Genomic DNA, 22,498 nt, shown 5'->3' on the forward strand with positions numbered 1-22,498 from the left:
CCGGATGGTGTGTAGGTGCCGGCTGCTGTGACAATGACGGCGTGGCCGTCTGCTGCCTCGCTGGCGGGAGGAAGGGCAGCCGGTTCCGTTGCACCCCGCTCGGCCGCCCGGGTAGGTTCCGATTCCACATCAGCGGGGGGCTTATCCTGGGGCACAACTGGTTCGGTGTCCGAGACCGATGACACTGGCGATGTCGAGTCCTCACCGTGACGATCGGCATCGGTGCTTTCACCGGTTTCTGGTTCGATGTCTGCCTCCGGGGCGGCGCAATCTGCCGCATCCGGCGCTGCAGCATCCACACCAGTTTCGGATTCCGGTGCCGCCGCGGCGTCGAGCTCGAAAAGGGCTGGTTCAGAATCGAGCTTAGAACCTTCGCCATGAACTTCGGGCACAGGAGAAGGATCGAGGTCGAACAGGGGAATCTGCTCCCACTTCTTCACCGCCACGGCTGCCCCATCCTCGCTGCTGATGTCCTCATGACTCGAGATCGAATGCTGATCGCAACGCCCTGGTCAACAACACTTCCTGAGCAGGCAGCAGAAATCCTCGGTTCACACCCAGTGCCGACACGGGGATCGTCGTTACCCCGTCGCAGTCTGCAACCGATCCGTCCTCGACGCCGTTTCCTTCGCCTAAACTCAGCTCGGTCGACAACCCCCGCCCCTCCGAACGAATGGGGGCGACAGTAACCGTCCCCAGATGAGGCCGAACCAATTCCCTCGTCAGAACCAACACCGGACAGAGCGTTTCGAGCTGGGCGTTATGGATCGGGCGCACTCAGTTCTTCTTCCCGTGCGCGGCAGCGATATTCACATCGCTACCCGCGCCGTCAGACAGGATCTCCACGTCACGGACCGCCAGCTGTCGACGCTGCTCACGCTCCAACGCTCGAAGCACGACTTGGGCACGGCTTTTCGCGCGTCCACCGCTGACCTCGCTGTCGAGAAACGCCACGATGTCCTCGGGTAGCCGTACCGCGATCTGCGTGCTCATAACCATCATGATACCGAATCGGGATGCAAATCGGTACCGTTCCATTCCGTTCAGTTCGTTGTCACCACCGTCCCTGACACTCCCGGTGCCGGGTACTGCCGGCCGAACGTCCGTGGACTATCACGCCGTCAGTGCCCGATTACTCGGTGCCGTACAACTCGGCGGCGAAAATGCCCCTCCCCATTGCGTGTGGCATCACCGAATCGACGCCCAACGCGTCGGCAAGATGATGTGCATCGCCGAGGAAGTCCGCAAACACGGTGGGCAATTCTTCGGTGCCGGTACCGCAGCGGCGGGCATACGCGATCATTCCGTCTGCTGCCCGCACAGCGCGGACGCCGTTGTCGTGGATCTGCAACTCTTCGGTCCTGCTCGCAAGGAACTCATCACGCATGCTCCCGGCCGCTGTCGATGCCGCGACTGCATCGAATGTGTCGATTCCTTCCCAAACGCGCGCACGGTATTCGATCTTCGATGTTTCAGACATTGCCTAAGTCCCTTTCCTTTTCGGGTGAGCTACACAGCGGGGGTGCTGTGCAGCGCGGCCAACAGGCCGGTCTGGGTGTCGAGCGCGGGCGACGGCGCACCGTGTGCGAGAACGCTCGCGGACGTGTCGTCGATGACGACGGACATGTGGGCGCGGTGACGCGAGAGCATCACGCAGGCGCGGCCCGGATCGAGGTTGAAGGGTTCGACGGTCCGGTATCCCGCCAATGGGTGCAGCACCACGACGGCGGGACGCTCGAGGCCTTGCAGCGAGTTGGCGGTGCCGACCAGTACGTCGGGGTGCTCGCTCAGTAGGGCACGGATCGCCGCAGCCTGGGTCACGTGAGGGACCACCAAGGCCACGTCGGCGGCCGTCATTGACCGCTGGCCTGTGGTGGTGACCAGATCCGCTGCCAGTAGTTCCCGCACCCTCGCGGCGCATGCAGTCACCAAGGCAGGATCGGACGGGCCTCCGCAAGCTGTGATCGGGCGGTGCGCCAATTCGGGCCACACAGCTCCGCTCGAATCGGTGAGGTGTTCCGGGGGCCGCTTCGAGGTGAACGGCAGATCGGGGTAGAACAGTGGCGCGATCAGTGCTGTGGTGGCGGGGCCAAGTCTCCAGGTGTGCGCCAACCGCACCATCCCCACCGCATCGCCGTGTGCCGCCAACAGCGCGATCGGGGCGGGCAAATCGGGTGCGGTTTCGCTTCCCTCCCAACGAGTTACATCGCCCGTCACCACCGGGTCGATCTGCCCGGGATCGCCCACGCACACCACCTGTTTCGCCATGGCTCCCAGCGCTCCCAGATCGGCGTAAGTGCATTGCCACGACTCGTCCACGATCAACACGTCCGCGCCGACTCGGTCCGGGTCCGAGAACAACCATCGCGCCGTCGTGCCGATCAAAATTCCCCCGACGTCGCCCTGCCAGCGCACTTTCTGCCCCGACACCACCGGTGTGTCGCCGCTATCCGGTGCCGGTGCTTTCGCTTTCCACATCAAGGCGGCGCGGTCGGTGAGTGTTCCCAATCGGCGTGCAATCTCCACCGCCTGTTCGCGGGTCTGCGCCGCGATCCCTACGCGCAGATCCGCCCGGTGCGCCAATGCCGCAGCGAGTAATGCAACCAAGCGGGTCTTGCCTGCGCCGGGCGGGGACGGCACCACCACCGCAGGATCACCCGACCACACCGAGAACAGCACACGCGCTGTGATCGGGTCGGACATGATCTCCGACCCCGGCCACCCCGTCAGCGACGGAGCAGGCGGGCGCGGCGGGACCGGTCCGGAGGGGGCAGCAATATCCGATGACGGGACAGTAATGCGCATGACGAAGCAAACCTTTCCTGAAAAAAGCTTCTGAACTGGCTATTTACTTACGGCAGGTATGCTGCCGGTGCTATTCCTCTGCGCCCGCTATGAGCACGTCCAACGGCACTTCACGCCGGGAAGGGACGGGCGTCTGCCCCGTCGAAAGCCAGGACCGCCGACCTCGGTAGAGCCGCCAGTACCGGCCACGACCAGCGCGCATCGTGTGCGGCGACGCCGCTTGCGGCATCAACACCACCGACGCCCCACTCGGCGGCGCATACATCCCCACCGAACCGAGTCCGAGCACCAACTTCCCGCCGACAACCTCCGTCGATGTGACCTCGACGGTGAACTGCTCGAACGGACGCCGTCGCGGTGTACCGACCCACCCGGTGACAGCAGATCCGACCCGCAGGCGTGAATCCAGACGCTCGCACGTCACCGACAGCGACCCGTTGCGCCGACGTGAGCCTTTCGGTGGCGGCGTCATCGATGCCACACCTACCGCGACGTGGCCGGTGTGCAGTGTGCGCTCGCGCCACATCGGATCATCGAGCAAGGCTGATGACATCACATCTGCTGCATCACAACGACTTCGCAGACCCATCGCGGCGCTGGCCGTGTTGTCGGGACGTGACCAGTCGTGGCCGTCCACCAGTGCGGACTGTGCCCGAGAAAACGAATACGCGTCGTCTTCACCGATCGCAGCGAGCAGCGGCAGCAACGGGCCACTGCCGATCGCACGCGCCCATTCGTGCATCCCGGCGACACTCTCGTCGGTGATCTGCAACCACGTCCGCCACACCCGCGCCGACCGCTGCGCTTCCGGCACCACTCCGAGCACGTAGCGGGCACTGGACGCTGCCGGAAGGTTGACCACCGCCGATGTGCCGGGATGATCCGCGCGATCTGCCCACCACCCCACCATCGCGGCGCTACCGGAGATGTTCGGGTCGCTGTGGTGAGCGTGCGTCCGCGCCAACCCCACCAGGGCCGGGATAGTGCCGGTGTCGTCGGTGAGCAACATCGCCGGGGTATCCGCCGCCAGCGTGCCGCCCAACCGTGCCAGCAACGCCAACCCGGCCTCGTCGCACGCGGTTTCCTCGCGTCCACCGAACGCCGCAGCGGACACGCTCACGCTGCCGCCGCGTGCGGTCGCCCGCACCGCCAGCGCCGACGCTGACGGGGTGAACGTGGTGTGTGCGAGCCGAGCAACGGGGCGCCCGGTTTCGGCGGCATAGAGACGCTGAGCCAGATCGAACCATTCCACGCTCACGACACGTCCTCCATCTGTTCGCACGCCAGGACCACCGGATTCGCGGCGCACTCCCACCCCGCACGCAAGGCCCGCGCCGCCGCATCCTCGCTGGTACCGGCGACCACGCTCGCCACCTGATCGGGTGCGTGAGAAGTCCCGGTCAACACTTGCTGCGCGTACCGCAACAGGTCACCGCTCATCGAGTTCACGACGCATCTACCGGGATCTGCACACTTGACGCCCATTCCGGGGTTCGTGCCAGTGCGCCGTCGTTGCCGATCACCGCGCACACCAGATGCGCCCGCGACGGCTGATCCGGCCACGGCGTATCCCCGTCCGTCAACACGATCACCACGTGCGGGGCAGGTCGGGCCGCGTTCGCCGCGTCGATCCCGACGCGCATATCCGTACCGCCGCCGCCCACCAACACCACATCGGCCACCGACCGCACTGCCTGCGCAGACGTCGATTTCGCATCGCACGAAAGAATCCGTACCCGCTCCCGCGCTACACCGCCCGCCCGCAGCACACCCGCCACCTCACCCATCGCCGCCGACAGATCCGCCGCCGACATGGACCCCGACGTGTCGATCACAATCGACACCGTGATCGACGGACCCCGCATCGCCGGGGCCACGATCCCCGGCACGCTGCGCCGCGACGGACGCGCATAGCTGTAGTTCGTCCGCCCCGACTGATCCGCCAATGCGCGCCGGATCACCGCACGCAACACCCGATCCCACGCCGCGGTCGGCGGCGCGAGAACCTCACCCGCCCACCGCGCCAACCCTTGCGGCGGCATCCCGCGCCCCTTCCCCTGCGCCGCCTGCACCGCCCGCGCCACATGACGGCGAACCAGATCTGCTTCCGCGCCGTCCAACCCGTCCGCGACCTCCCCCGCTGCCGCGCCCAACTCCCCCGGCACCGGCGCGCACCCCGCACCGGACCCGCATCCCACATCGTCGTCGTCTGGAAACTGTTGTCCCGTAGCCGGATCGATCAGGTGCGTGTAATAGTCCTCTGCGATTCCGCCGTCCTCGCACCCGAACGATTGTGGAGTGATCACCCCGTCCGGTAACCCGACGTCCGCCGCCAGCAAGTCGTCGTTGATTTCCGCGTCCGCCGCGTAATTCCACGCCACGTGGTGCACCGGCTTCGGCAAGGACTGCCCCCGCACACCGTGTGCCCGCAGCAAGTGCCCGACCTCGTGCAGCAACACCGCACCCGCCACCGGCACCGGCCACGCACCCGCCCCCACCAACAACGCCGGATCTAGATAGAGCCGCCACTGCGCATCCACCGCGAACGTGCCCAACCCCGGTGCAGCAACAGGCTGCGCTGCGAACAACGCCCGCATGAAATACGGCATCTGCTCGGCAGAAACCAGCCGTGCCAGGCGAAACGCCCGCAACTCATCCGGCGCGAGCACCCGAACCCCGCTCATGCTGCCGCCTCCATCAGACCCGCAGCGGTCAACATCGGCGCGAACCGACGTGCAGACGCCGGGACAGTCGCCTTCGCCGGTCGCGCCTTCGCCAGCGTGCGCGCCGCCGCGCCCGCCACGTCCGGTGCGCCTGCCTCCGCAGCCGCGATCAGCGGACCCCACGCACTGCGCCAGGCCTCCACCGTGCCGCGCCCCACCGCCCACGCCGTGACACCGGACAGCACCGCCCACACCAGATCAGGACGCGACTGCCAATCGAACGCCGAATCGGGATTCTCCACCACCGCAACCGGATCGGGCAGATCTGCGCTACGTCGCCACTCCAAGAACTCCACGCCCGCGCCCTCACCGATCAACCCGAACACCGCCGTGTTGATCGCCGCGTTGTCGTCCTCCCGCAAATGCGGCAACACCGCCGCCAACATCGACCACGTACGACGCGACGGCCAAGCGCCACCTGTCTGCGCCGCCGACGACGGAAACGCATCCAACGCATCAGGATTGCGCTGCACAAAGCCGGTGATCGAACTGCGCACCAACGCAACCCGTTGCTCATCGGTGGCCACCGCACGCGAGGCAGGCGGTGCACCCCACCCCGTCGCCATACCGTCCAACCACTCATCCACAGACGGCGTGAACTCCACACGGGGAGAACCGATTCGCCAACGGCGCTTCCAACTCGTACCCACCAGCAGCGCAATCCGGAGGGTTCGCCCCCGCAATCACCCGAGTTCCCTTCGGCAACTGCACATCACCGACAGTCAGATCCAGCGCCACCGCCAACATCGCCGCCTGCACAGCAGGCGGACTCGTCGTCAACTCGTCCAAAAACAGATACCCGCCACCACCGGCCACCAATTCCTTCGCCCACGCCGGAGCCTCCAACGTCACACCGTGCTCCCGCACCACCGGCAACCCAGCGAAATCCGACGGCTCACGCAACGACCCCAACACCGTCTTGCACAACACCCCATCCGCCGCCGCCAACCCCCGCACCAAACTCGACTTGCCCATCCCCGGACCCGAAATCAACAACGACGGCACCCCCGCCCGCCCATTCGCATCCAACACAGTCACAGCAGTAGCCAAATCAGCCATCAGAACGCTCCAAAAAAATCGGCACGATGGTCAGTCGCGCACTCAACAGGACACCTCGAATTATACGGTCTGAACTGCGCAAATGACGGATTCTGTGGCCTCAAATGACCCTGCCCCTCGCCGTGCCGGGGGCGGGGCGAGGGCCGGCCGACCGGCCGGCTCTCGCCCCTTCGTGTGCCAGATCGTGTCGTAACACCTGAGATAGTGCGGAGCTGCGAAACATCGCAGAATACGAGAAAGAGATTCACACATGCAGGTCGGCGATCACGTCCGGATCCACACCACCGGTACGTCGGTGTTCTCCATCATCGAGATCGATGAAGCCGCGGGAAAGGCCATCGTCGAATCCGTGACAGACGCACCGGGAAAGTACCCTGGCCGACTGACTTGACCAACCTCGTCGCCGCTAGGAATCCGCAGGACTGATAGAACTGCATTCGATCGCACATCAAATAATTGCACGATGTAGTGCTGTTATTGCCTTATATGGTCTCGAATGCGACCATATACGGCATGGATGAGATGACGGTGCACGATGCTGCCGCTGCACTCTCGGTGACCGAACGGCAGGTCACCAGACTCGCTCGCGCCGGTTCCATCACCATCGCCCGCGAGGTGGGCAATTCTCTCCTGCTCAACAGCGCATCCGTCCATCGGATGGTCCAGAGCTCCCGCCATCCCGGACGCCCATGGAGTCCGGAAGTTTCCTGGGCAGCCCTGGCCTTGCTTTCCCAGTGCAAAGTCGACTGGATCGCTTCTCCGACACAGATCACCCGACTCAAACATCGTTTACGCCGGTCATCCGCGGCAGAAGTTGCCTACCTCGCCAGAAACCGCGCCACCACACACCACATGGAGACCTGGGGGGAGGGCGACGTAGATGTCCTGATCAGGGGCGGCTACCTCGCCGCCACCGGTATCAGCGCGATAATCCACGTACCGAAAACAGCGGCGCGATTCGGACTGTCCTCCGCGAGACACGGCAAAGCCGACGGGTACATCGTCGACGACGACTTCGACGACGTTGTAGAACAATTCGGAATGCTCTCCCAAAACGGAGATGTCACCCTCCGGGTCGTTTCCGCCCTGAACCCATTCTTCCGCACGGCGACGCTTCCGATCGCGGCCGTCGCCGTCGATCTGATGGAATCACTCGACACCCGCCAGCGCAGCGCCGGCACGCGCGTACTCCAGGAGCTACTCGATGACTTCCGTTGAACGTGCCGAGTGGACTATTCAGGCGCCTGCCGGTGGGTGGGCTACACCGTGGCCGCAAGCCGCAGAGCTGGCCAACGCGATCCCGTCCGAACAATGGACGCTTGTCGGGGGGCTGATGGTGCAGCTGCACGCAGCGAAAGCAGGAGTGCCACTCAACAGACCCACGCTTGATATCGACATCGTGCTGCACATCGAAACCGGCGCAGCCGTATTGAACGAGGTCAAGAAACAGCTCGAGGAACTCGGCTATGCACTCCGCTGGCCACTCAAGGACGGCGACCCTTTACATCGGTTCACACGTGGGCCAGAAAGAACTCCCCAGATTGTCGATGTAATGATCGCCGACCATCTAGCACCGTCGCAATTTCCAACTCTCAAGGGGCACCCGGTTTTCCAAGTCCCAGGTGCCACATCTGCATTACGGAAAACCGTGAACTGCACGATCGAAGTTGACGGAGTATCAACCCGTTTGAGCCTGCCGAATGTTCTCGGGGCACTCGTCCTCAAGGGAGCAGCTTTCATCAGCGACCGCAACGACACGCGACGCCATCTCGATGACGCTGCAATCCTCGCCAGCGCTATCGGCAATCCGATCGTCGAGCGCGTTGACCTGACCGGAAGCGACCCTGTCAGACTTGAGAGGCTCTCAGAGGCACTTGCAGATCCTCAACATCCTTCGTGGCTACTGGTTCCCGAAGACCGTCGAGCACGTGCGCACAAAGCACTGATGACGATCGCTACCAGACCCGGTAATCCCAGGTAGAGCGCAAGCCAGGCACGGGCCCAAACCTGACCATCTGCGGTCATCGTCCGCTATTCCCCCTGAGCGACAGGCACGATCCACCCCGGAACGCCCGACGCCGCGTAGGGGCGGATTCCTAGTTCGACAGGAGGGGTCAATCATGTGAGCCCCCTTTCCGAACATTTACTCGACGCGTCTCAGTCCGCCCCGCGTGATCGACGTAGAGCGCCCTTGCCTTGAATCGATGTCGCGGCGCAGTCGGCCGAAGGTCGCGTGTGTACTTTCGGAGTTGAGCGGCGTCGCCGGTTCGGACTTCAGCTGGAATGTTCTGCACCGTTTTGACGTCGACGAGGGTGATTGACTCCGCGTTCCACCCGAGCAGGTCGATTCGACCTCGCTGTCCGCGGTTGGCGCTCCAATCAAGAACTTGCACTTCGCTGGCGATAAAGGTCCAGCTGAGCTCGTCCGCGAGGCGAATGATGGGTTCGACCGCGCCCACGACAACAATGTCCATCTTTTCAAGGGCGAATCTTCGGGCAGCCTCGCTCAAAGAGTAGTAGTCGTCGGCCAATTTCGACCAGAAGTAGCCGCCCGAGTCGATGAGCGCATGAGCCAACTGGCCGGAATACCCGACTGTGTCCACCGAGGTCGGCGCCTCAAGCGAGTCGTGCAATAGTTGGAGGGACTGAACGACCTTGTCACGGTATTGGTTTCGGGCCCTTGGTGTATTAACACGCACTGGCTTTTGTGCGGGCATCCCGACGGCGCGGCCGACGAGACCACCCAGGACTCTGTAGGCGGCTTCCAACTCACCGAGTCATATGCGTATTCAACGTGCTCTTCCTACTCGGCGAGCGCAGATGCGCGGGAAGGTGAATCCCGTTAAGTCCGTGTCCAATTCCAGTTCGGCCCAGTTCGAGAACCATATATGCCTGGGCGAAGTGCGCTAGCCATATCCTCTCTTACGCGGGGCGCGAGAACGGCAGGTTGAGTACATTCCGGCGAAAGGCATGCATGTATGGCGGCCGCAGACCAGTGGGTCCTCGGCCGCCGGTTGCCACCGCGGTTCCGTGCAGGCATCCGTCCGGAGTAGGTCGACCGAGGCTGCCATCAACATGGAGATGCCCTGCCGACCAGCCAAAAGACTCGTCGAGAGGCGTCACTTCCCACCGCAGAACTCGACCTTCGCCCTGACTACGTTTCTTTCCGATCGCGGCGACACCGTGCAGGATCGCCATGATCCGGTCATCGTCTCCCACACATTGCCATGTCACGGTGTCGGTGCTCGTGACCAACAACGGCATGCTCCGCGACCGGTACGGGCCTTGCCTTTCCGAGACAACGCCCGGGAGATCTGCCACGAGATCCCCGAGCGCCGCATGATCGGGGCGCCCCGTCCAGTAGCGCACCACTGGATGATCAACAGGTTTCTCGGGATACGCACAAGTAGCTGCCCAGTGCCACAGGTCTCCGCCCGACAGTTCGCATCGAGCCAAGGGCAAATCGAGGTCTTCAGGGTCGACGTCCGCTGACAGCGCAGCTACGTCTTCTCCTCGATCGCGCTTGCCCGCCTTCTGGTCTGCCCATATTTCTGCGGCAAGCAGTCCGTCGAGGCTCACTCCCCAGGGTGCGGCGTGCGCGATTCCGTGGGCGAGTCTCGCTTTCACCAGTAGCGGCCTCATCACCAGTTCGCCAGAACTTCCAGCGCGTCGTCTCGGACACTGCGCAGATGTTCGCGCCAGTCCACCGGAGATGCTGTGGTGCCGGCAGTCGTCGATCGTGTGGATTCGACGCGAACCATCCCGTGGCCGATCGACAATCGCCCGCCGAGTCGTCCTGCTGCTGTGAATTCGGCGAGGACGTCTGTGAAGAAGGCGATCTGCAGATCGGTGGCTCGGGTGAGGCGGATCCAGGATTCGAAGGTGGTTCCCGCAGGTAAGGTCTCGACTTCGTAGCGCATCAGGTGTGAGCCGGTCGCCGAGTTCTCCGCGTCGGACTCTGCCGCGGCGGTTGATGGGAAGTCTGCGGTGTCCGAGTCGTCGAATCGGCTGTACCGCTCGATGCCCAGCAGCTCGAACTGGCTCAGTAACGGGAGCTTCGACGGTCTGGACATGATGTGTTCGGTCTCTTTGACCCTCGGTACGACTTTCCCGATCTGGGCGCGACCTTTGATCATCGTGGAGCTGCTGTTACCTCCGAAGACGCCGATCAGCGGGATGAGATTTCGTGCATGCTCGAGTCTGTTTCCGGAGAGGGGTTCGCCCTTGGTTTTTCGTAGGGCTCCTCCGCTGCGGAGGGTGTGGGCCGCCGGCAGCGACAGTGTGCCCTCGTAGTCGAGCACATCGCGGAGGAGTTCCTCACCGATGCGTCGCAGTGTTCCGCGGAAGGAGTTGCCGGAGATGATCGGGACGAGCTCCCCCGTCCCGTCGGGCTGAATTACTTCTTCGCGGCGAAAGAGGGCCGTGGTTGTCGAGGTGCTGTCGTCTTTGTGCGAGATAGACGACAGTGCGTAGATGTCCAGATCCCAATGCACAGTGCTGGTCATGGTGATGTTTCTCCTGCGTTGTCGCGCTTCCGGCGGGTGTGGGTTTGGGACTCTCGGTATGCCGTCGCGACGATCTGCGTTCGAAGCACCAGCGCCCGGGTCGATTCACGCATGATTGTCAGCACTGGCTTCGGTGGTTCTCTCAGTAGTTGCGAGAGTTCGAGCCGCTGCGATGGGTTGGGTCGGGATTCGAGCTTCTCGGACACGATGCCCCACCATCGGTCGAGATCGGCGCCGCACCGGTAGGTGGCGAGCCGGACTCGATCGGGAAGGTGGTGTTCCCAGTAGACGGCTCGGCGGGATGCTACCCATCCGTTTTCCCAGTCGATTCCGTAGTGCAGCAGCAGAAGTAGCCGTTCAACGGTTGAGTGAGCCCCGGTCAGTGCGGGTAGTTCGGGAACGGACGCAAGCCATTTGTCAGTGGAGGTTGCCATTACGGTTCCTTCCTGTTCGAGGAGGAGGCGCGTAGGCCGAGTTCCCACCATGGGGGTGCCGCGCGCCATCGATCGAGTTCTGCCCAGTCTTCGAGAAGTCCCGTCCACCGTGCGGCAGGAAGTCGGCGCATCATCGCGAATTGCGGTGCGCTCGCTGCCAGCATCCGCTCTCCGAAGCCGTCCGCGCGCAGGCGGCGCATCGCAGCGAGAGTGTGTACATCGTGTTTGGTCCAAGACAACGAGATGTCGTCGACACTAATTTCGCCCCACCGCGCATGAGGGAGAAGGTGTTTGCGACGCATACCCACTGGCACGACGAGCGCGTGCGCGGAGGTTAACGGTTTCTGCAGGCGCGCTCCGAGTTGTCTCGAAGTCAACATTTTCAGTGTTGGTGGGCACGCTCCCACCAACTGGATGTTCAGACGCAGTGCTGAGGTGCGGTAGACCCACGCGCAGACTTGGCACATCCCTTGCGCGGCGGGCGAGGACCACCCGTCGAAGGCAGTGAATGTGCGTGAAACGACGGATCTGACAGAGATGTTGCCGGGGCTCTCACGCCCGCACCGGGCGCAGGGGCCACCGCAGCGGCGACCTTCGACAGGTGGGGGATCAACTGCCCTGTGCGCGGCGGTGCACACGTCTTCGATACTCACAGCGTTCGAGTCGGTCATGCAAAGCAAGCTATCTGCGGCACATGACATTACGAACGGCACTGTCACGTTGTTGAACGCGGCGAACTGGGAGAATGATGCGTGATCACTCCAATGTTGTCGTACAAAGGCCACCGCTACCCGGTCGATATCATCAACCACTGCGTGTGGTTGTACTTCCGGTTCCCGCTCAGCTTCCGTGAAGTCGAGGAACTCATGCTCGAACGCGGTGTCGTGGTCAGTTACGAGACGATCCGCCGGTGGTGTGCCAAGTTCGGGCAGGCATACGCAAACGAGCTGCGCCGCCGACGGGCCCGGCCCGGTGACAGGTGGCACTTCGACGAGGTGTTCATCCGTATCAACGGCGTCCAGCATTACCTGTGGCGGGCGGTCGATCAGCACGGCAACGTGCTCGATGTGCTGGTTCAGCCGCGCCGAAACGCTTTGGCGGCCAAGAAGTTCTTCCGCCGACTGCTCAAAGGATTGGAGTATGTGCCGCGAGTGATCGTTACAGACAAGCTGACTAGCTACAGCGTCGCGCACCGCGAGATGCTGGCCTCGGTCGAGCATCGCCGATCGAAGTACTTGAACAACCGGGTAGAGAACTCGCACCAACCGACCCGACAGCGAGAACGGGCAATGAAACGGTTCACATCGCCCGGGCACGCGCAACGATTCCTGTCCGCGTTCAGTGGCATCTCACCGCATTTCCGGCCAGGCCGACACCGGCTCTCGTCGCTCGAATGGCATACCGAGATGGCCGGCCGCTTCGCGGTCTGGCAGGAAGTCACCGCGACTGCCGCCGCCTGAAAGTGAACGGCCTGGCGGTATCTCGTAGCAGACTGTCCCGAACTAGATGTGCCGCTATACTTTTCGATTAACGTGACAGTGCCCGAGTGAGAGCGTTGCTCACTGCTGATTTTTGATGGCTGATGTGTGCGTCCGTTTCGACGGATCCGACGCCGAAACGGCGCACCACCCAGCGCGCCTCGCCCTGCAACCCGTCCTCGCCGCCGTGTACCGCGAGCACGTAGGAAACTCAAGCCCAGATCAAAGAGGGTCCTCCGTGGCGCGAGTTGCACCGTTCAACAATCCCGTCAAGCGAACTCCGTGCCCTCGACCCCCGGCTGCTTGAGCGAAGTCGCCAGTCCCTTCCGGCCGCAGCGCGACAGTACATCAGAAACTGACTGGACCTAGATAGATGACACGATCAGGTGAACCGGCACGAGGTCGATCGGCGAGGCGGTGAAATCCATGCTCAGATCCCATCACTGATGAAGATAGGTTCTCCGTCGATGTTCTCGATACGGATCTTGTTGCCGTGCCGACAGACTGACGACCTCCTCCCGGCACGAACATCATCTGAAGTGCCGGATCGCGAAGCCGATGAGGTCGGTGGGCACTTCGCCCAACATCGAGAATCTATTGACGCTCTATTTCGACTGGTGGAGGCTTGGGGTGCCGCAGACCAAACCAAGCGTCTTGAGCAACCCTGGCGGTGTGCATCGACAGTGACATCGCAGTAACCAGGTCGCGGGCATTGGAATCCTCAAAAATGGTCACTCCGAGTCCGCTTCCGACCTGCCTCTCATGCATTCATGTTGCTGCAGGCCATATTTGACTGCTCAGTTGCCCCAGAACACGGCTAGGCCAATGACACCAAGTATGCCCCAAACGAGCGAGACCCAACCGATGATCACGCCAGCCTTCGCGATCCCCGCTCCACCTTCCCCTGACGCTGCGATCTGGCGCTGAGCCTTTTTGCCGGCCACGATCCCACCGATCGAGAGGATGAACACGAAGGTGACGAACGACAGGATTGAGGCCACAAGACTGACGATGGCCAACGTGTTGGTTTTTGCGGGGGCGAGGTTGGGGTTACTCATTTTCATCACTCTCGGTTAAGGGACGTGGTGCAGGTTGCACACGGTTCAACTGCAGGCCATAGGCATTCGTACGCTGCCGCACAGTCGCTAGCTGGCGGGCATATGATCTTTTATCACAATTTAGCTAGACGCTCAGGAATCCAGACTATTTAGCGCAGTAAGCTCAGGGCAGTAGGCCTCATTACAGTAGCTTAAAAATTGGCTCATTCACCATCTGCGCTCGTGCTATCCGGCACGAACAGGACTAGCAATCGCCCATCCCTTGGTGTACGCCCCTTGGTTTGAACTATCAGGGCTGCAAAGAAATATTACTGGAACCTGTTGGGGCGATACGGGTCTGGCTGTCGCCAGTCGTTACGATTGCGCGCCGACCCGACAGGCCGAACACTCTCTAGCAGCGGCCACTCTCGCACCCGTTGACGCAGGTAGGTCTATCGGAGGCAGCCGGGGCAACATCGAAATATTACACACTTACTGCATCCAAACGTACGGCCGCAGCAGCAACGACTGGTGCCTCCCTAAAGGCGGTTCGCGCCCATACCAGTCACAAATCTTATGAGTAGTTTTACAAATGCTTTTTGTTTTTTCGCGCGTTCCTCCTCGACGAGAGAGGGTTTTATCCGTCGACGAGAAACTTAGATTCTGCCATCGTGGACAGGCCATCGTATTGCCAATCGACGACACATCCTTCGCTCCGTAGCAGGCGATAGGGCTGCGGTACACTACCTCTCGCCTCCGTCCGGAATTCCTCAGCCCAACAAGCAGTCAGCACTTACGCTCGATCAGGCCCACCGAAATCACTGTGAGCCAAGGGATCGTGACTAGGTGGAAAGCCCGTTTTCCAATGTAAGTTCGTCACGGCAGTCTTCATTGAAGCGAGCAAGTAGAAGATTGACAATGAGGCCGTGGATGTCAACCCTCAGTTGCAAAACCTTGTCTACCAGCTCACACGCCATATGCGCGAGGCAAGGGCTACCGGGGGCGTTGGGATACATTTCCGTACCGAAACGAGATGGTCCCAGCAAACTGGATGCGGGTGAGGTCAACAGGAGGCTCGCTCAACAATCGACATCAATACCGATGCCTACGCATCGGCAGTCGCCCAACAACGGCATCGGATGAAGGAATGGATGGCAATGAACGCTAGTGACTACGGCAATCAGCAGGAACGGGGCCCGCGTTCTCAACTTCTCCCGATGACGGGGCGCGATCCGAATGAACGAGGGCGTGCTGCGTCCCCGTTGGAGCTGCTCTTCGACTTGACCTTCGTGGTGGCTGTAGGTACTGCCGCATCACAATTCGCCGAGATGCTCGCCGAGGGGCACGTGGCGTCGGCAACCTTCGCATTCGTCCTGGCGATGTTCGCAATCTGTCTGGCTTGGCTCAGTTTCAGTTGGTTCGGCTCCGCCTTCGATACCGACGACTGGCTCTACCGCACCCTGACCATGATCCAGATGGTCGGCGTAGTGGTGTTCGCACTGGGGCTCCCGCCGATGTTCCACTCCGTCGAAGAGGGTGGACACCTCGAGATGCGGCTCATGGTCATCGGCTATGTGGTGATGCGATTGGCGATGGTGCTCCAATGGTGGCGCGCCGCTCGCTCTTCACCTGAATACAGCGCTACCGCGTGGGCGACCATTCGATGGACGGTGTTGGCTCAAATCGCTTGGGTGATAGTCGCCTTCAGTGGTTTGCCGAATACGGTTGTCGTCCCCGCATTTGTTGCGATCGGCGCCCTTGAACTTCTCGTTCCTGTCTTGGCCCAGGGTTCCGCGGGCCGGACACCGTGGCATCCGCATCATTTGGCCGAAAGGTACGCCTTGTTCGCGATCATTACATTGGGCGAAGGAGTCGTCGGGACTGTGACATCGTCGTCGGGTCTGCTCGGTGGGGCAGATGGTATGTCCTGGACTCTGAATACGGTTGCCGTCGTCGTCGCGGGAGTGGGCCTCACCTTCGGCCTGTGGTGGGTGTACTTCACCACCCCCTTCGGTGACATGCTCGAGCATCGCAGGGAGCGCGGCTATCTATTCGGATATGGGCACATTCTCCTGTTCATCGGCACGGCAGGCGCCGGCGCGGGATTGCATGTTGCGGGTCTGTACCTCGAGCATCACAGTTCGCTGAGCGAAACTGCAGTGGTGCTCTCATTGGCGGCACCGGTCGCGCTCTTCTTGGCGGTTTTCTATCTGCTTCACACTCTGCTGATGTCCTCCGCCGACAAATTCCACCTGTCGCTGATCGCAGCTACCGCGGCGATCCTCGTTCTGGCAGTCACGCTCGCCGCGCTGGGTATGCCATTCGCCATTTGTCTCATGTTGGTGATGCTGGCACCGTTCGTCACCGTTATCGGCTACGAGACAGCCGGGCGACGACATCAAGCAGAAATGCTCGCCACGCTCCAAATCTCAGACGATATGTAAACGCTCTGGCCGACAAATTGCTGGCTTGCTGAGGTGGGGGGTTCGCTTATCGAGAGCGATTTCGCCTACAGGCGGCCGAAGTTTCCGTCGAACCCACTTGTACGTCTGAGTCGAGATGTCGGTGCCGATCTTGCGTCTCGGGGCGTTCCTGGCACTCGGGTTCGGAACAGGTTGAGTTGGCCTGACGCTCGGCACCGATGTTGCCGCTTCTCCGGGCCGCTCTCCGAACCCGGCGTGCCTATTACCGAGCACCGGGCTCTCCGTTGTCACTGCCGTTTGGCTCTCTCAGGCAGGCGCCCAAGGTCCGGGAATCGTGGTGCCTCGGTAGCGGTACCAGGGTTATCGCCGGTGTCCGCGACATAGTGATCAACATTGATTGGCCCACGGCCCATGCGGACCATTTACGATCGTCCGACCATGTCCGACGATGCACTAAGCCACCCGATCACTCGTCGTCAGAGGAAGCCCCTCAGCAGTCTCGGCAAATGACTTTCCCGCACTTGCGCCGCATTGTCCGGGGACTCGAAACCGACCACCCTGCGGATCCTGGTCACCTCACATCGACACTGCGGCAGCGCCGGCCAGGTTATTGACCGGCTCCGCTCGTAGTTGAGTTGCACACCGCAGGACTTTGGCCATTGCGCCGGGACGTCGGTGCAGACATACGAATGGCCTGGTGGAGCGTCCTGTTCGGCATGCTGGTACCCGCTTTATGCGCAGTAGACGCTCACATCAGCGTCGTGCGATTCCTCGCTGCGGCCAACTTCTGATCGAGAGTCTATTTCGCAGCGGCCGCCTGGCATAACGTGGGCAGGAGAGGAAGGTTCGTGCAGCGACGATTGTTCGCGGCCACGGACATCGATGTGGCGCTCGGTGAACGCGGTGATCGCCTGGTTATCCGTGACGAGGGTGTCACGGATACGGGATGTGGTGTGGCGCAGCCACACTGCCTGTATCGCCGCCAGGTGCGTGCCAGCTAGAGGGATGACAGTCGTCGCGCCCCTGTGATAGGTCCCGGATCCGGCTGTGACAAAGGTATAGCAGTCGGTTCCGATCACGATTGCTGAATGCTCGACACCGCGGAAGTTGCTGATCGTTGTGGTGGGCTCGAATCCTGCGCCGCGACAGATCGAGAGTAGAAACTCGGAATAGGTCGAGCTTCCGGAGGATTCACCGAGCATCAGGGTTTCGGCGGCCAACTCACTAAGGGCGATGCTAGGTCGATGTGCCAGTCGGTGAGAAGACGAGACGGCGATCCGCAGCGGTGTGAAGGACATCATGGCGGTATCGACATCGTCAGTGTGGGTGGTGTCGCGCTGGAGGCCGATGCCGACGGTGCCCGAACGAAGGGCCTCGATGATTTCGTCACCCAAGTACTGACGTGTGGTGATAGCGGCGTTCGGATAGTGCTTCCGCAGACGAGAAATCATGTCGAAGATTTCGTCTGGCGTAATCGCAGACGTGTACCCGATCGCCAGCTCTTCATCGGTGTCGCGGGCTGCGGCGCGGGTGGCCCGCACGAGCGACTTGCTCGCATCAACGAGTGGCCTCGCTCCGGCAAGCAGTCTGGCCCCGGCCGGGGTGAGCGCAATACCGCGGCCGGTACGTTTGAGGAGGGTGACCTTCAGTTCGCGCTCGAGCACTTTGATAGTGCTGCTGACCGCCTGCTGGGTCAGATGAAGATCGGCAGCTGCACGTGTGATGTTCAAGTGCTCCGCGACAGCGACGAACTGTGCCAGCCGGTGAGGGTCGAGAACGTACTCGTTCACGCCATCCTCCGACACTTCACACGACACAGAGCGACGCCGAAATATCGTCGCGCCCACACTGGCCGCCTATCGATGACGGAAACATCTAGATTCCCAACACTATTGGAATATGCTTCGAAGTCAACTGTGCGTGCTTGTTTAGTGCGTATCTCATCCATAGTTGTGCTTCCTACGTGTTCCATCCGCAGTGGCGATGCAAGTCTGCACGCGTTTCAAGCTGCGAGAGCGCGATACTTTCGAGTCTGGGTATGACTGTTCTGTCCGGTTGCCTCGTGGTCCTGGTGCCGCGTCCGCTTGCCGTGAATTTCATATCCCGAATGCATCGCCCTGATGATGCGAGAGTTCTCTGCTGTCGATCCACCCTCACGGACATAGCCTCTCGACGGATAATTTTACGGCACAGCACATTTCGCGTTCTCGGAGGAGATGTGGAAATAGGTCTCGAATCACCCTGAGGACCCGTATGCCGTCCAGGTGAGCTGTGGACTTCAGCCCAGCATGGGTTCAATCGTCATGTATGCCAATCTGCCGGCGGATTTGTTGCATCACGAAGTCACGCAGCGTTTTACATTCGGACTTCGCTACCTGCACTCGACGGAACGGCGCGCGGAGGGACTACGTAGGTGATCACCACTTTGATATCAGCGAACTCCCCTGAGTGTCTGCTGTTCGCCGTCGGCCGAGTTCCAGAAGGGTCGAACACTCAACAACGAAGTAGGTGTTCATGGCTGCGGTGTCTGCGTGAAGGTTGGCGCGGCGAAGCGTCTGATGACGCACTCCAGCAGTCTGGTTCGACCTAGAGGGGAACTTGGGCCAAGTCAGGGATCAATTCGTTCGCCTGTCCCGGCGTGCGCAACATCGTCGTCAGACATACAGCGGTCCCTTCCCACGTTTTTCGTTTCCAAGGTTCAACGTGTCCGTGCCGAACCTTTGCCTAGGTTTATCCCTGGCCGCGGTTCCCACAAGAGGAAGGTTTATTCCCAGGGAAGAATTTATCCCAGGTAGCTGGGGGGCCGCTCTGTAATACTTGCGACCATGGATGCAAGCAACGAACTGGGGAACTTCCTGCGGGCCCGGCGCGCTGAACTCAACCCGGCTATGGTCGGAATGCCCGTGACGGACAGCGTACGGCGGGTCCCTGGACTGAGACGGGAGGAAGTTGCAAAGCTCGCGGCGATCAGCACCGACTACTACGCTCGGTTGGAACAGGGGAGGCTCCCTGCATCGGGGAACGTACTCGCCGCGTTATCTCAAGCCCTTCGGCTGGATGAGGATCAACACGCGTACATGCACGGGCTCGCGGGTCGCCCAGCGACGCGCTCCAAACGGCAAGATATTCAGCGTGTTCGACCGTCGATGCAGCGTCTGATTGACGAGTTCACCGAGAGTCCAGTGCTACTTCTGGGTCGCTATCTGGATGTACTGGCATGGAATTCGCAAGCCTCCGCGGTGTTCGCAGACTTCTCCACCATTCCGCGTTCGCAACGAAATTACGTTCGCTTGGCGTTTCTCGATCCAGAGGTTCGCGGTTTGTTTGCAGACTGGAAAGCCACCGCTCGTCTATGCGTGTCTTTCCTCCGCATGGATGCGGGAAAGAACCCGAATGATCCGCGACTTGCCGAAATTGTCGGTGAGCTATCGGTTCACGACCCAGATTTTCGCCGATGGTGGGCATCGCATGACGTTGTTCGCCAGACCTGCGGAATCAAGGTCTTAAATCATCCGGTCGCTGGGGAGTTGACGTTGGAATGGGAGACCCTTGGATGCGTATCCGATCCCGATCAGGAGCTGATCGTCTTGACTGGCGTTAAAGGCACCCGCACACATGCTGCCCTGAAGATGCTTGCTGCACGGAGCGAGGACGGGACCAACGAACTCATGGTGGGGAAGGCCGGAGCGCGCGCAAACGATGCTGCGGCGGTGTTCTGATCGATGTCCCTTGTGCGCCTTTGCCTTGTGGCCGCGCGACGTGCTCCATGATCCGGGCATTGCACCAACAGGCAGCATCGTGTCGCGCGCATCGCCCAGTCGTGAACGGCCACGTCGCGGAGATCGCCGATGCCTTTAGCGATCAGGTCAACAGACCTTCGCATTTGCGGAAAATCGCCCTTACCGCGGGACTCCCCGAGCACCGTTTCGGCATGGCAGCGTCCCATTTGGCTGAAGTGTGTGCTTCACACACCTGCTGTCTTGCACGCCACCTACGACCATTCGCGAGAAACACGCGCATTCGTGGCGTTCCATCGAAATAGCTCCACTGAGCAGAATCAACGCGCCGAAACGTGACAACAACTATATTTTGTCAAACCACACCGTTCCTTTGTCAGCCTTCGTGTGCGGATTCATCCCATTTTGAACGTCAACTGACTTCGATCACGAATTACATTCTTGGCCAATACTTTTCATGCGCCCCGCTCGAACCGGATCCTTGCATCCCAACGCAGTCGAACTGCCCTCCACCCCATGACCAAGATAGAGAGATCGGAGTACCGTCGCGGTAGAGGTGCCTTCAGACAGCGAGGGCATCCAACTGGCCCCGTCGGTCCCCTTTCTTGTGTGGCCGTCGGGGCCGCCAAATACGTTCAGCCTGCACAATTGCGAGCAATCTCAGTGTTATGCGGCGGCCAGAGACGCCCGCCCAAGGATGCTCTCGGATGTCACTCGTTGGCCTGAAACGAGCGACTGAAATCCAGCCCCAAATGCACGTATCCGCTTCGCACCTTCATCCTCGTCGGACGACGTGTGGAGTGGGATTGCTTCGGTCGTTGTCAGCTAAAGTTCCACAGTGTGGACAGACGAAGTTTCTTGGCGATACTCGCCGCAGGCACATCTGTGACCCTGGCCGGATGCTCGAGAGCGTATGGCGGGGGTGCGGTCGCACTCGACGAATCGGCCACACCCACTTCCCCGCCGGTGGCACCCGCTGACGCGTCGCCCGCCTTGGTGGGGCCACCCCCGTCGGCCTCGCGTGTTCCTGTGCCGTCAGGCGCTCTCACAGCAATTCCAGGACAGGGCAACAACATCGCACTGACCGTAGATGACGGCGCCAACGCCGATGTCGTCGGCGCCTACATACAGTTTGCCAAGGACACCGGCGCTCGGTTCACCTTTTTCGTCACCGGAGTGTACGACGGGTGGACCGTCCACAAGGCTGCGCTACGCCCGCTGGTCGAGAGTGGTCAGATTCAACTGGCCAACCACACCTGGGACCATCCAGATCTCACTGCACTGTCGCCGTCGGCGGTCGCTTCCCAGTTCGATCGAACAAAAACCTTCTTGAGCAACACCTTCGGTGTAGACGGCACCCCGTTCTACCGTCCCCCATTCGGGTACCACAATGCATCCGTTGACATGGTCGCTGCCGATCACGGCTACACCGTCCCGACACTTTGGTACGGATCGTTATCCGATTCAGGGCTGATCACCGAGCAGTATCTACTCGAGTGTGCCCACAAGTACTTCACCGCTCAATCGATCATTATCGGACATGCCAATCACCCTCCGGTGACACATGTGTACGGCCAACTCGTCGACATAATTCGGGAACGCAATCTTGCGATGGTCACCCTCAACGACGTGTTCACAACTTCAACGGCCCGCTGATCCCTCGTTCCGTAGGTGATGGAAAGACTCACGATTCGGAGGGTGGGTGTCACGGCCGTCGTCGGTGCGGTCGCACCATCATCTCAACAGATGCTCTTGTCCGGCCTTCCACCGAAGAATTGGGTATCTACTCTGATGCGACGACTTCTCGTGATCCTGTGAGCAACAAATCTGCGCCCGACAGTCAAGGGGAAAGCCCACAACGGGCCCCACTACACGCCGGCAACTAGCTGAATGAGGCACGGACGTTAGTTACGCGGTGCCGGCGGTAAGCGGCAGGCGGTCGTCCTCCGCGTGTTGAATGCGGTCGGTGATAATTATAGTGAACATTCCAGATTTCGACGGCGGTGCGACGCTGGGCTTCGCTGGTGTACTCGCGGGAGTACAGCAGTTCTTCGGCGAGGATGCGGTTGTAGCGCTCGACCTTCCCATTGTGTTTCGGGGTGTACGGCTTGATCCGGTAGTGCCGTGCCTCTCGCAGTGAAGATGTGAAATCTGCTGCGCGATAGCATGATCCGTTGTCGGTGATCACGCGCTCGATGCGGGCGATTCCGTGTGCGGCGCAGAAGACGCGGGCGTTGTTCATGAAATCGATTGCTGTTGCAGCGGTTTGGTTGTCGCGGGCTTCGGTGTACGCCAGG

General features: G+C 61.3%; 23 protein-coding genes and 2 pseudogenes. 7 read left to right on the forward strand and 18 right to left on the reverse strand.

All coding sequences use genetic code 11. The features are described 5' to 3' along the window. The 9 genes and pseudogenes from AC1Q6C_RS32175 to AC1Q6C_RS32215 all read right to left on the reverse strand — a co-directional run. Window positions 1–446 (reverse strand): annotated as a pseudogene (locus AC1Q6C_RS32175) (hypothetical protein); the annotation flags it as partial. Between the two features lie 28 nt (window positions 447–474). Next, window positions 475–777 (reverse strand): type II toxin-antitoxin system PemK/MazF family toxin, encoded by a 303-nt coding sequence (locus AC1Q6C_RS32180; RefSeq protein ID WP_054782363.1) that lies wholly within the window; start codon window positions 775–777, stop codon window positions 475–477. Further along, a complete protein-coding gene (locus tag AC1Q6C_RS32185) occupies window positions 778–993 on the reverse strand; it encodes a hypothetical protein (RefSeq protein WP_003941254.1) in 216 nt (71 codons plus the stop codon). Window positions 994–1,132: 139 nt separating this feature from the next. After that, on the reverse strand, window positions 1,133–1,480 hold the full coding sequence (locus AC1Q6C_RS32190) for a hypothetical protein (RefSeq protein ID WP_054782362.1): 348 nt from the start codon (window positions 1,478–1,480) through the stop codon (window positions 1,133–1,135). A 29-nt stretch (window positions 1,481–1,509) separates the two neighbouring features. Beyond that, entirely contained in the window at window positions 1,510–2,805 is a 1,296-nt protein-coding gene (locus AC1Q6C_RS32195; RefSeq protein ID WP_492667052.1) for an AAA family ATPase, read from the reverse strand. 70 nt (window positions 2,806–2,875) lie between these two features. Beyond that, a complete protein-coding gene (locus AC1Q6C_RS32200) occupies window positions 2,876–4,063 on the reverse strand; it encodes a hypothetical protein (protein ID WP_234552713.1) in 1,188 nt (395 codons plus the stop codon). Continuing rightward, entirely contained in the window at window positions 4,060–4,245 is a 186-nt protein-coding gene (locus tag AC1Q6C_RS32205; RefSeq protein ID WP_492667058.1) for a hypothetical protein, read from the reverse strand. Before AC1Q6C_RS32205 ends, AC1Q6C_RS32200 begins: the two co-directional genes overlap by 4 nt. A gap of 5 nt (window positions 4,246–4,250) precedes the next feature. Continuing rightward, window positions 4,251–5,489: a vWA domain-containing protein gene (locus AC1Q6C_RS32210; RefSeq protein WP_492667053.1), complete on the reverse strand. Its 1,239-nt coding sequence runs from the start codon at window positions 5,487–5,489 to the stop codon at window positions 4,251–4,253. Further along, window positions 5,486–6,587, reverse strand: a pseudogene (locus AC1Q6C_RS32215) (ATP-binding protein). Before AC1Q6C_RS32215 ends, AC1Q6C_RS32210 begins: the two are co-directional and overlap by 4 nt. Before the next feature lie 250 nt (window positions 6,588–6,837). Between AC1Q6C_RS32215 and AC1Q6C_RS32220 the strand changes: the two are divergent. The 3 genes from AC1Q6C_RS32220 to AC1Q6C_RS32230 all read left to right on the forward strand — a co-directional run bounded on the left by AC1Q6C_RS32220 (window position 6,838) and on the right by AC1Q6C_RS32230 (window position 8,568). Then, window positions 6,838–6,978, forward strand: a complete 141-nt coding sequence (locus AC1Q6C_RS32220) for a hypothetical protein (protein ID WP_197941068.1) — start codon at window positions 6,838–6,840, stop codon at window positions 6,976–6,978. Between the two features lie 122 nt (window positions 6,979–7,100). Further along, the gene (locus AC1Q6C_RS32225) at window positions 7,101–7,805 is read left to right on the forward strand and encodes a hypothetical protein (protein ID WP_042445365.1); all 705 of its coding nucleotides are present in this window, start codon (window positions 7,101–7,103) and stop codon (window positions 7,803–7,805) included. Window positions 7,806–7,920: 115 nt separating this feature from the next. Further along, window positions 7,921–8,568, forward strand: a complete 648-nt coding sequence (locus AC1Q6C_RS32230) for a hypothetical protein (protein ID WP_492667054.1) — start codon at window positions 7,921–7,923, stop codon at window positions 8,566–8,568. Window positions 8,569–8,701: 133 nt separating this feature from the next. On the opposite strand, the gene AC1Q6C_RS32235 is transcribed toward AC1Q6C_RS32230, so the two are convergent. The 5 genes from AC1Q6C_RS32235 to AC1Q6C_RS32255 form a co-directional block, all read right to left on the reverse strand. Beyond that, entirely contained in the window at window positions 8,702–9,190 is a 489-nt protein-coding gene (locus AC1Q6C_RS32235) for a hypothetical protein (protein WP_158646581.1), read from the reverse strand. A 319-nt stretch (window positions 9,191–9,509) separates the two neighbouring features. After that, window positions 9,510–10,229: a hypothetical protein gene (locus AC1Q6C_RS32240; RefSeq protein ID WP_234552716.1), complete on the reverse strand. Its 720-nt coding sequence runs from the start codon at window positions 10,227–10,229 to the stop codon at window positions 9,510–9,512. Beyond that, window positions 10,229–11,092 (reverse strand): RAMP superfamily CRISPR-associated protein, encoded by an 864-nt coding sequence (locus AC1Q6C_RS32245; protein ID WP_054781876.1) that lies wholly within the window; start codon window positions 11,090–11,092, stop codon window positions 10,229–10,231. The genes AC1Q6C_RS32240 and AC1Q6C_RS32245 overlap by 1 nt, the downstream gene beginning before the upstream one ends. Beyond that, window positions 11,089–11,526 (reverse strand): hypothetical protein, encoded by a 438-nt coding sequence (locus AC1Q6C_RS32250; RefSeq protein ID WP_054781877.1) that lies wholly within the window; start codon window positions 11,524–11,526, stop codon window positions 11,089–11,091. The genes AC1Q6C_RS32245 and AC1Q6C_RS32250 overlap by 4 nt, the downstream gene beginning before the upstream one ends. Then, entirely contained in the window at window positions 11,526–11,726 is a 201-nt protein-coding gene (locus AC1Q6C_RS32255) for a hypothetical protein (RefSeq protein WP_151531027.1), read from the reverse strand. Before AC1Q6C_RS32255 ends, AC1Q6C_RS32250 begins: the two co-directional genes overlap by 1 nt. A 564-nt stretch (window positions 11,727–12,290) precedes the next feature. On the opposite strand from AC1Q6C_RS32255, the gene AC1Q6C_RS32260 reads away from it, so the two are divergent. After that, entirely contained in the window at window positions 12,291–12,986 is a 696-nt protein-coding gene (locus AC1Q6C_RS32260; RefSeq protein ID WP_054781879.1) for an IS6 family transposase, read from the forward strand. Between the two features lie 67 nt (window positions 12,987–13,053). Here AC1Q6C_RS32260 and AC1Q6C_RS32265 read toward each other — a convergent pair whose 3' ends face one another. Beyond that, window positions 13,054–13,206, reverse strand: coding sequence for a hypothetical protein (locus tag AC1Q6C_RS32265; protein WP_472796479.1), 153 nt, complete (start codon window positions 13,204–13,206; stop codon window positions 13,054–13,056). A gap of 595 nt (window positions 13,207–13,801) precedes the next feature. After that, entirely contained in the window at window positions 13,802–14,062 is a 261-nt protein-coding gene (locus AC1Q6C_RS32270) for a DUF4190 domain-containing protein (RefSeq protein ID WP_159419754.1), read from the reverse strand. A gap of 1,136 nt (window positions 14,063–15,198) precedes the next feature. On the opposite strand from AC1Q6C_RS32270, the gene AC1Q6C_RS32275 reads away from it, so the two are divergent. Then, window positions 15,199–16,485, forward strand: coding sequence for a low temperature requirement protein A (locus AC1Q6C_RS32275; RefSeq protein WP_492667055.1), 1,287 nt, complete (start codon window positions 15,199–15,201; stop codon window positions 16,483–16,485). A gap of 710 nt (window positions 16,486–17,195) precedes the next feature. Here the strand turns inward: AC1Q6C_RS32275 and AC1Q6C_RS32280 are convergent. Further along, window positions 17,196–18,254, reverse strand: a complete 1,059-nt coding sequence (locus AC1Q6C_RS32280) for a LysR family transcriptional regulator (protein ID WP_222671164.1) — start codon at window positions 18,252–18,254, stop codon at window positions 17,196–17,198. A gap of 1,035 nt (window positions 18,255–19,289) precedes the next feature. Between AC1Q6C_RS32280 and AC1Q6C_RS32285 the strand changes: the two genes are divergently transcribed. After that, window positions 19,290–20,183, forward strand: a complete 894-nt coding sequence (locus AC1Q6C_RS32285; RefSeq protein ID WP_492667056.1) for a helix-turn-helix domain-containing protein — start codon at window positions 19,290–19,292, stop codon at window positions 20,181–20,183. An 858-nt stretch (window positions 20,184–21,041) separates the two neighbouring features. Continuing rightward, window positions 21,042–21,857, forward strand: a complete 816-nt coding sequence (locus AC1Q6C_RS32290; protein ID WP_222671165.1) for a polysaccharide deacetylase family protein — start codon at window positions 21,042–21,044, stop codon at window positions 21,855–21,857. A 226-nt stretch (window positions 21,858–22,083) separates the two neighbouring features. Here the strand turns inward: AC1Q6C_RS32290 and AC1Q6C_RS32295 are convergent. Next, window positions 22,084–22,498 (reverse strand): integrase core domain-containing protein (locus AC1Q6C_RS32295; RefSeq protein WP_492667057.1); only part of this gene is annotated, 415 nt, incomplete at its 5' end.

The organism is Rhodococcus sp. MT28 (genome assembly GCF_058792695.1).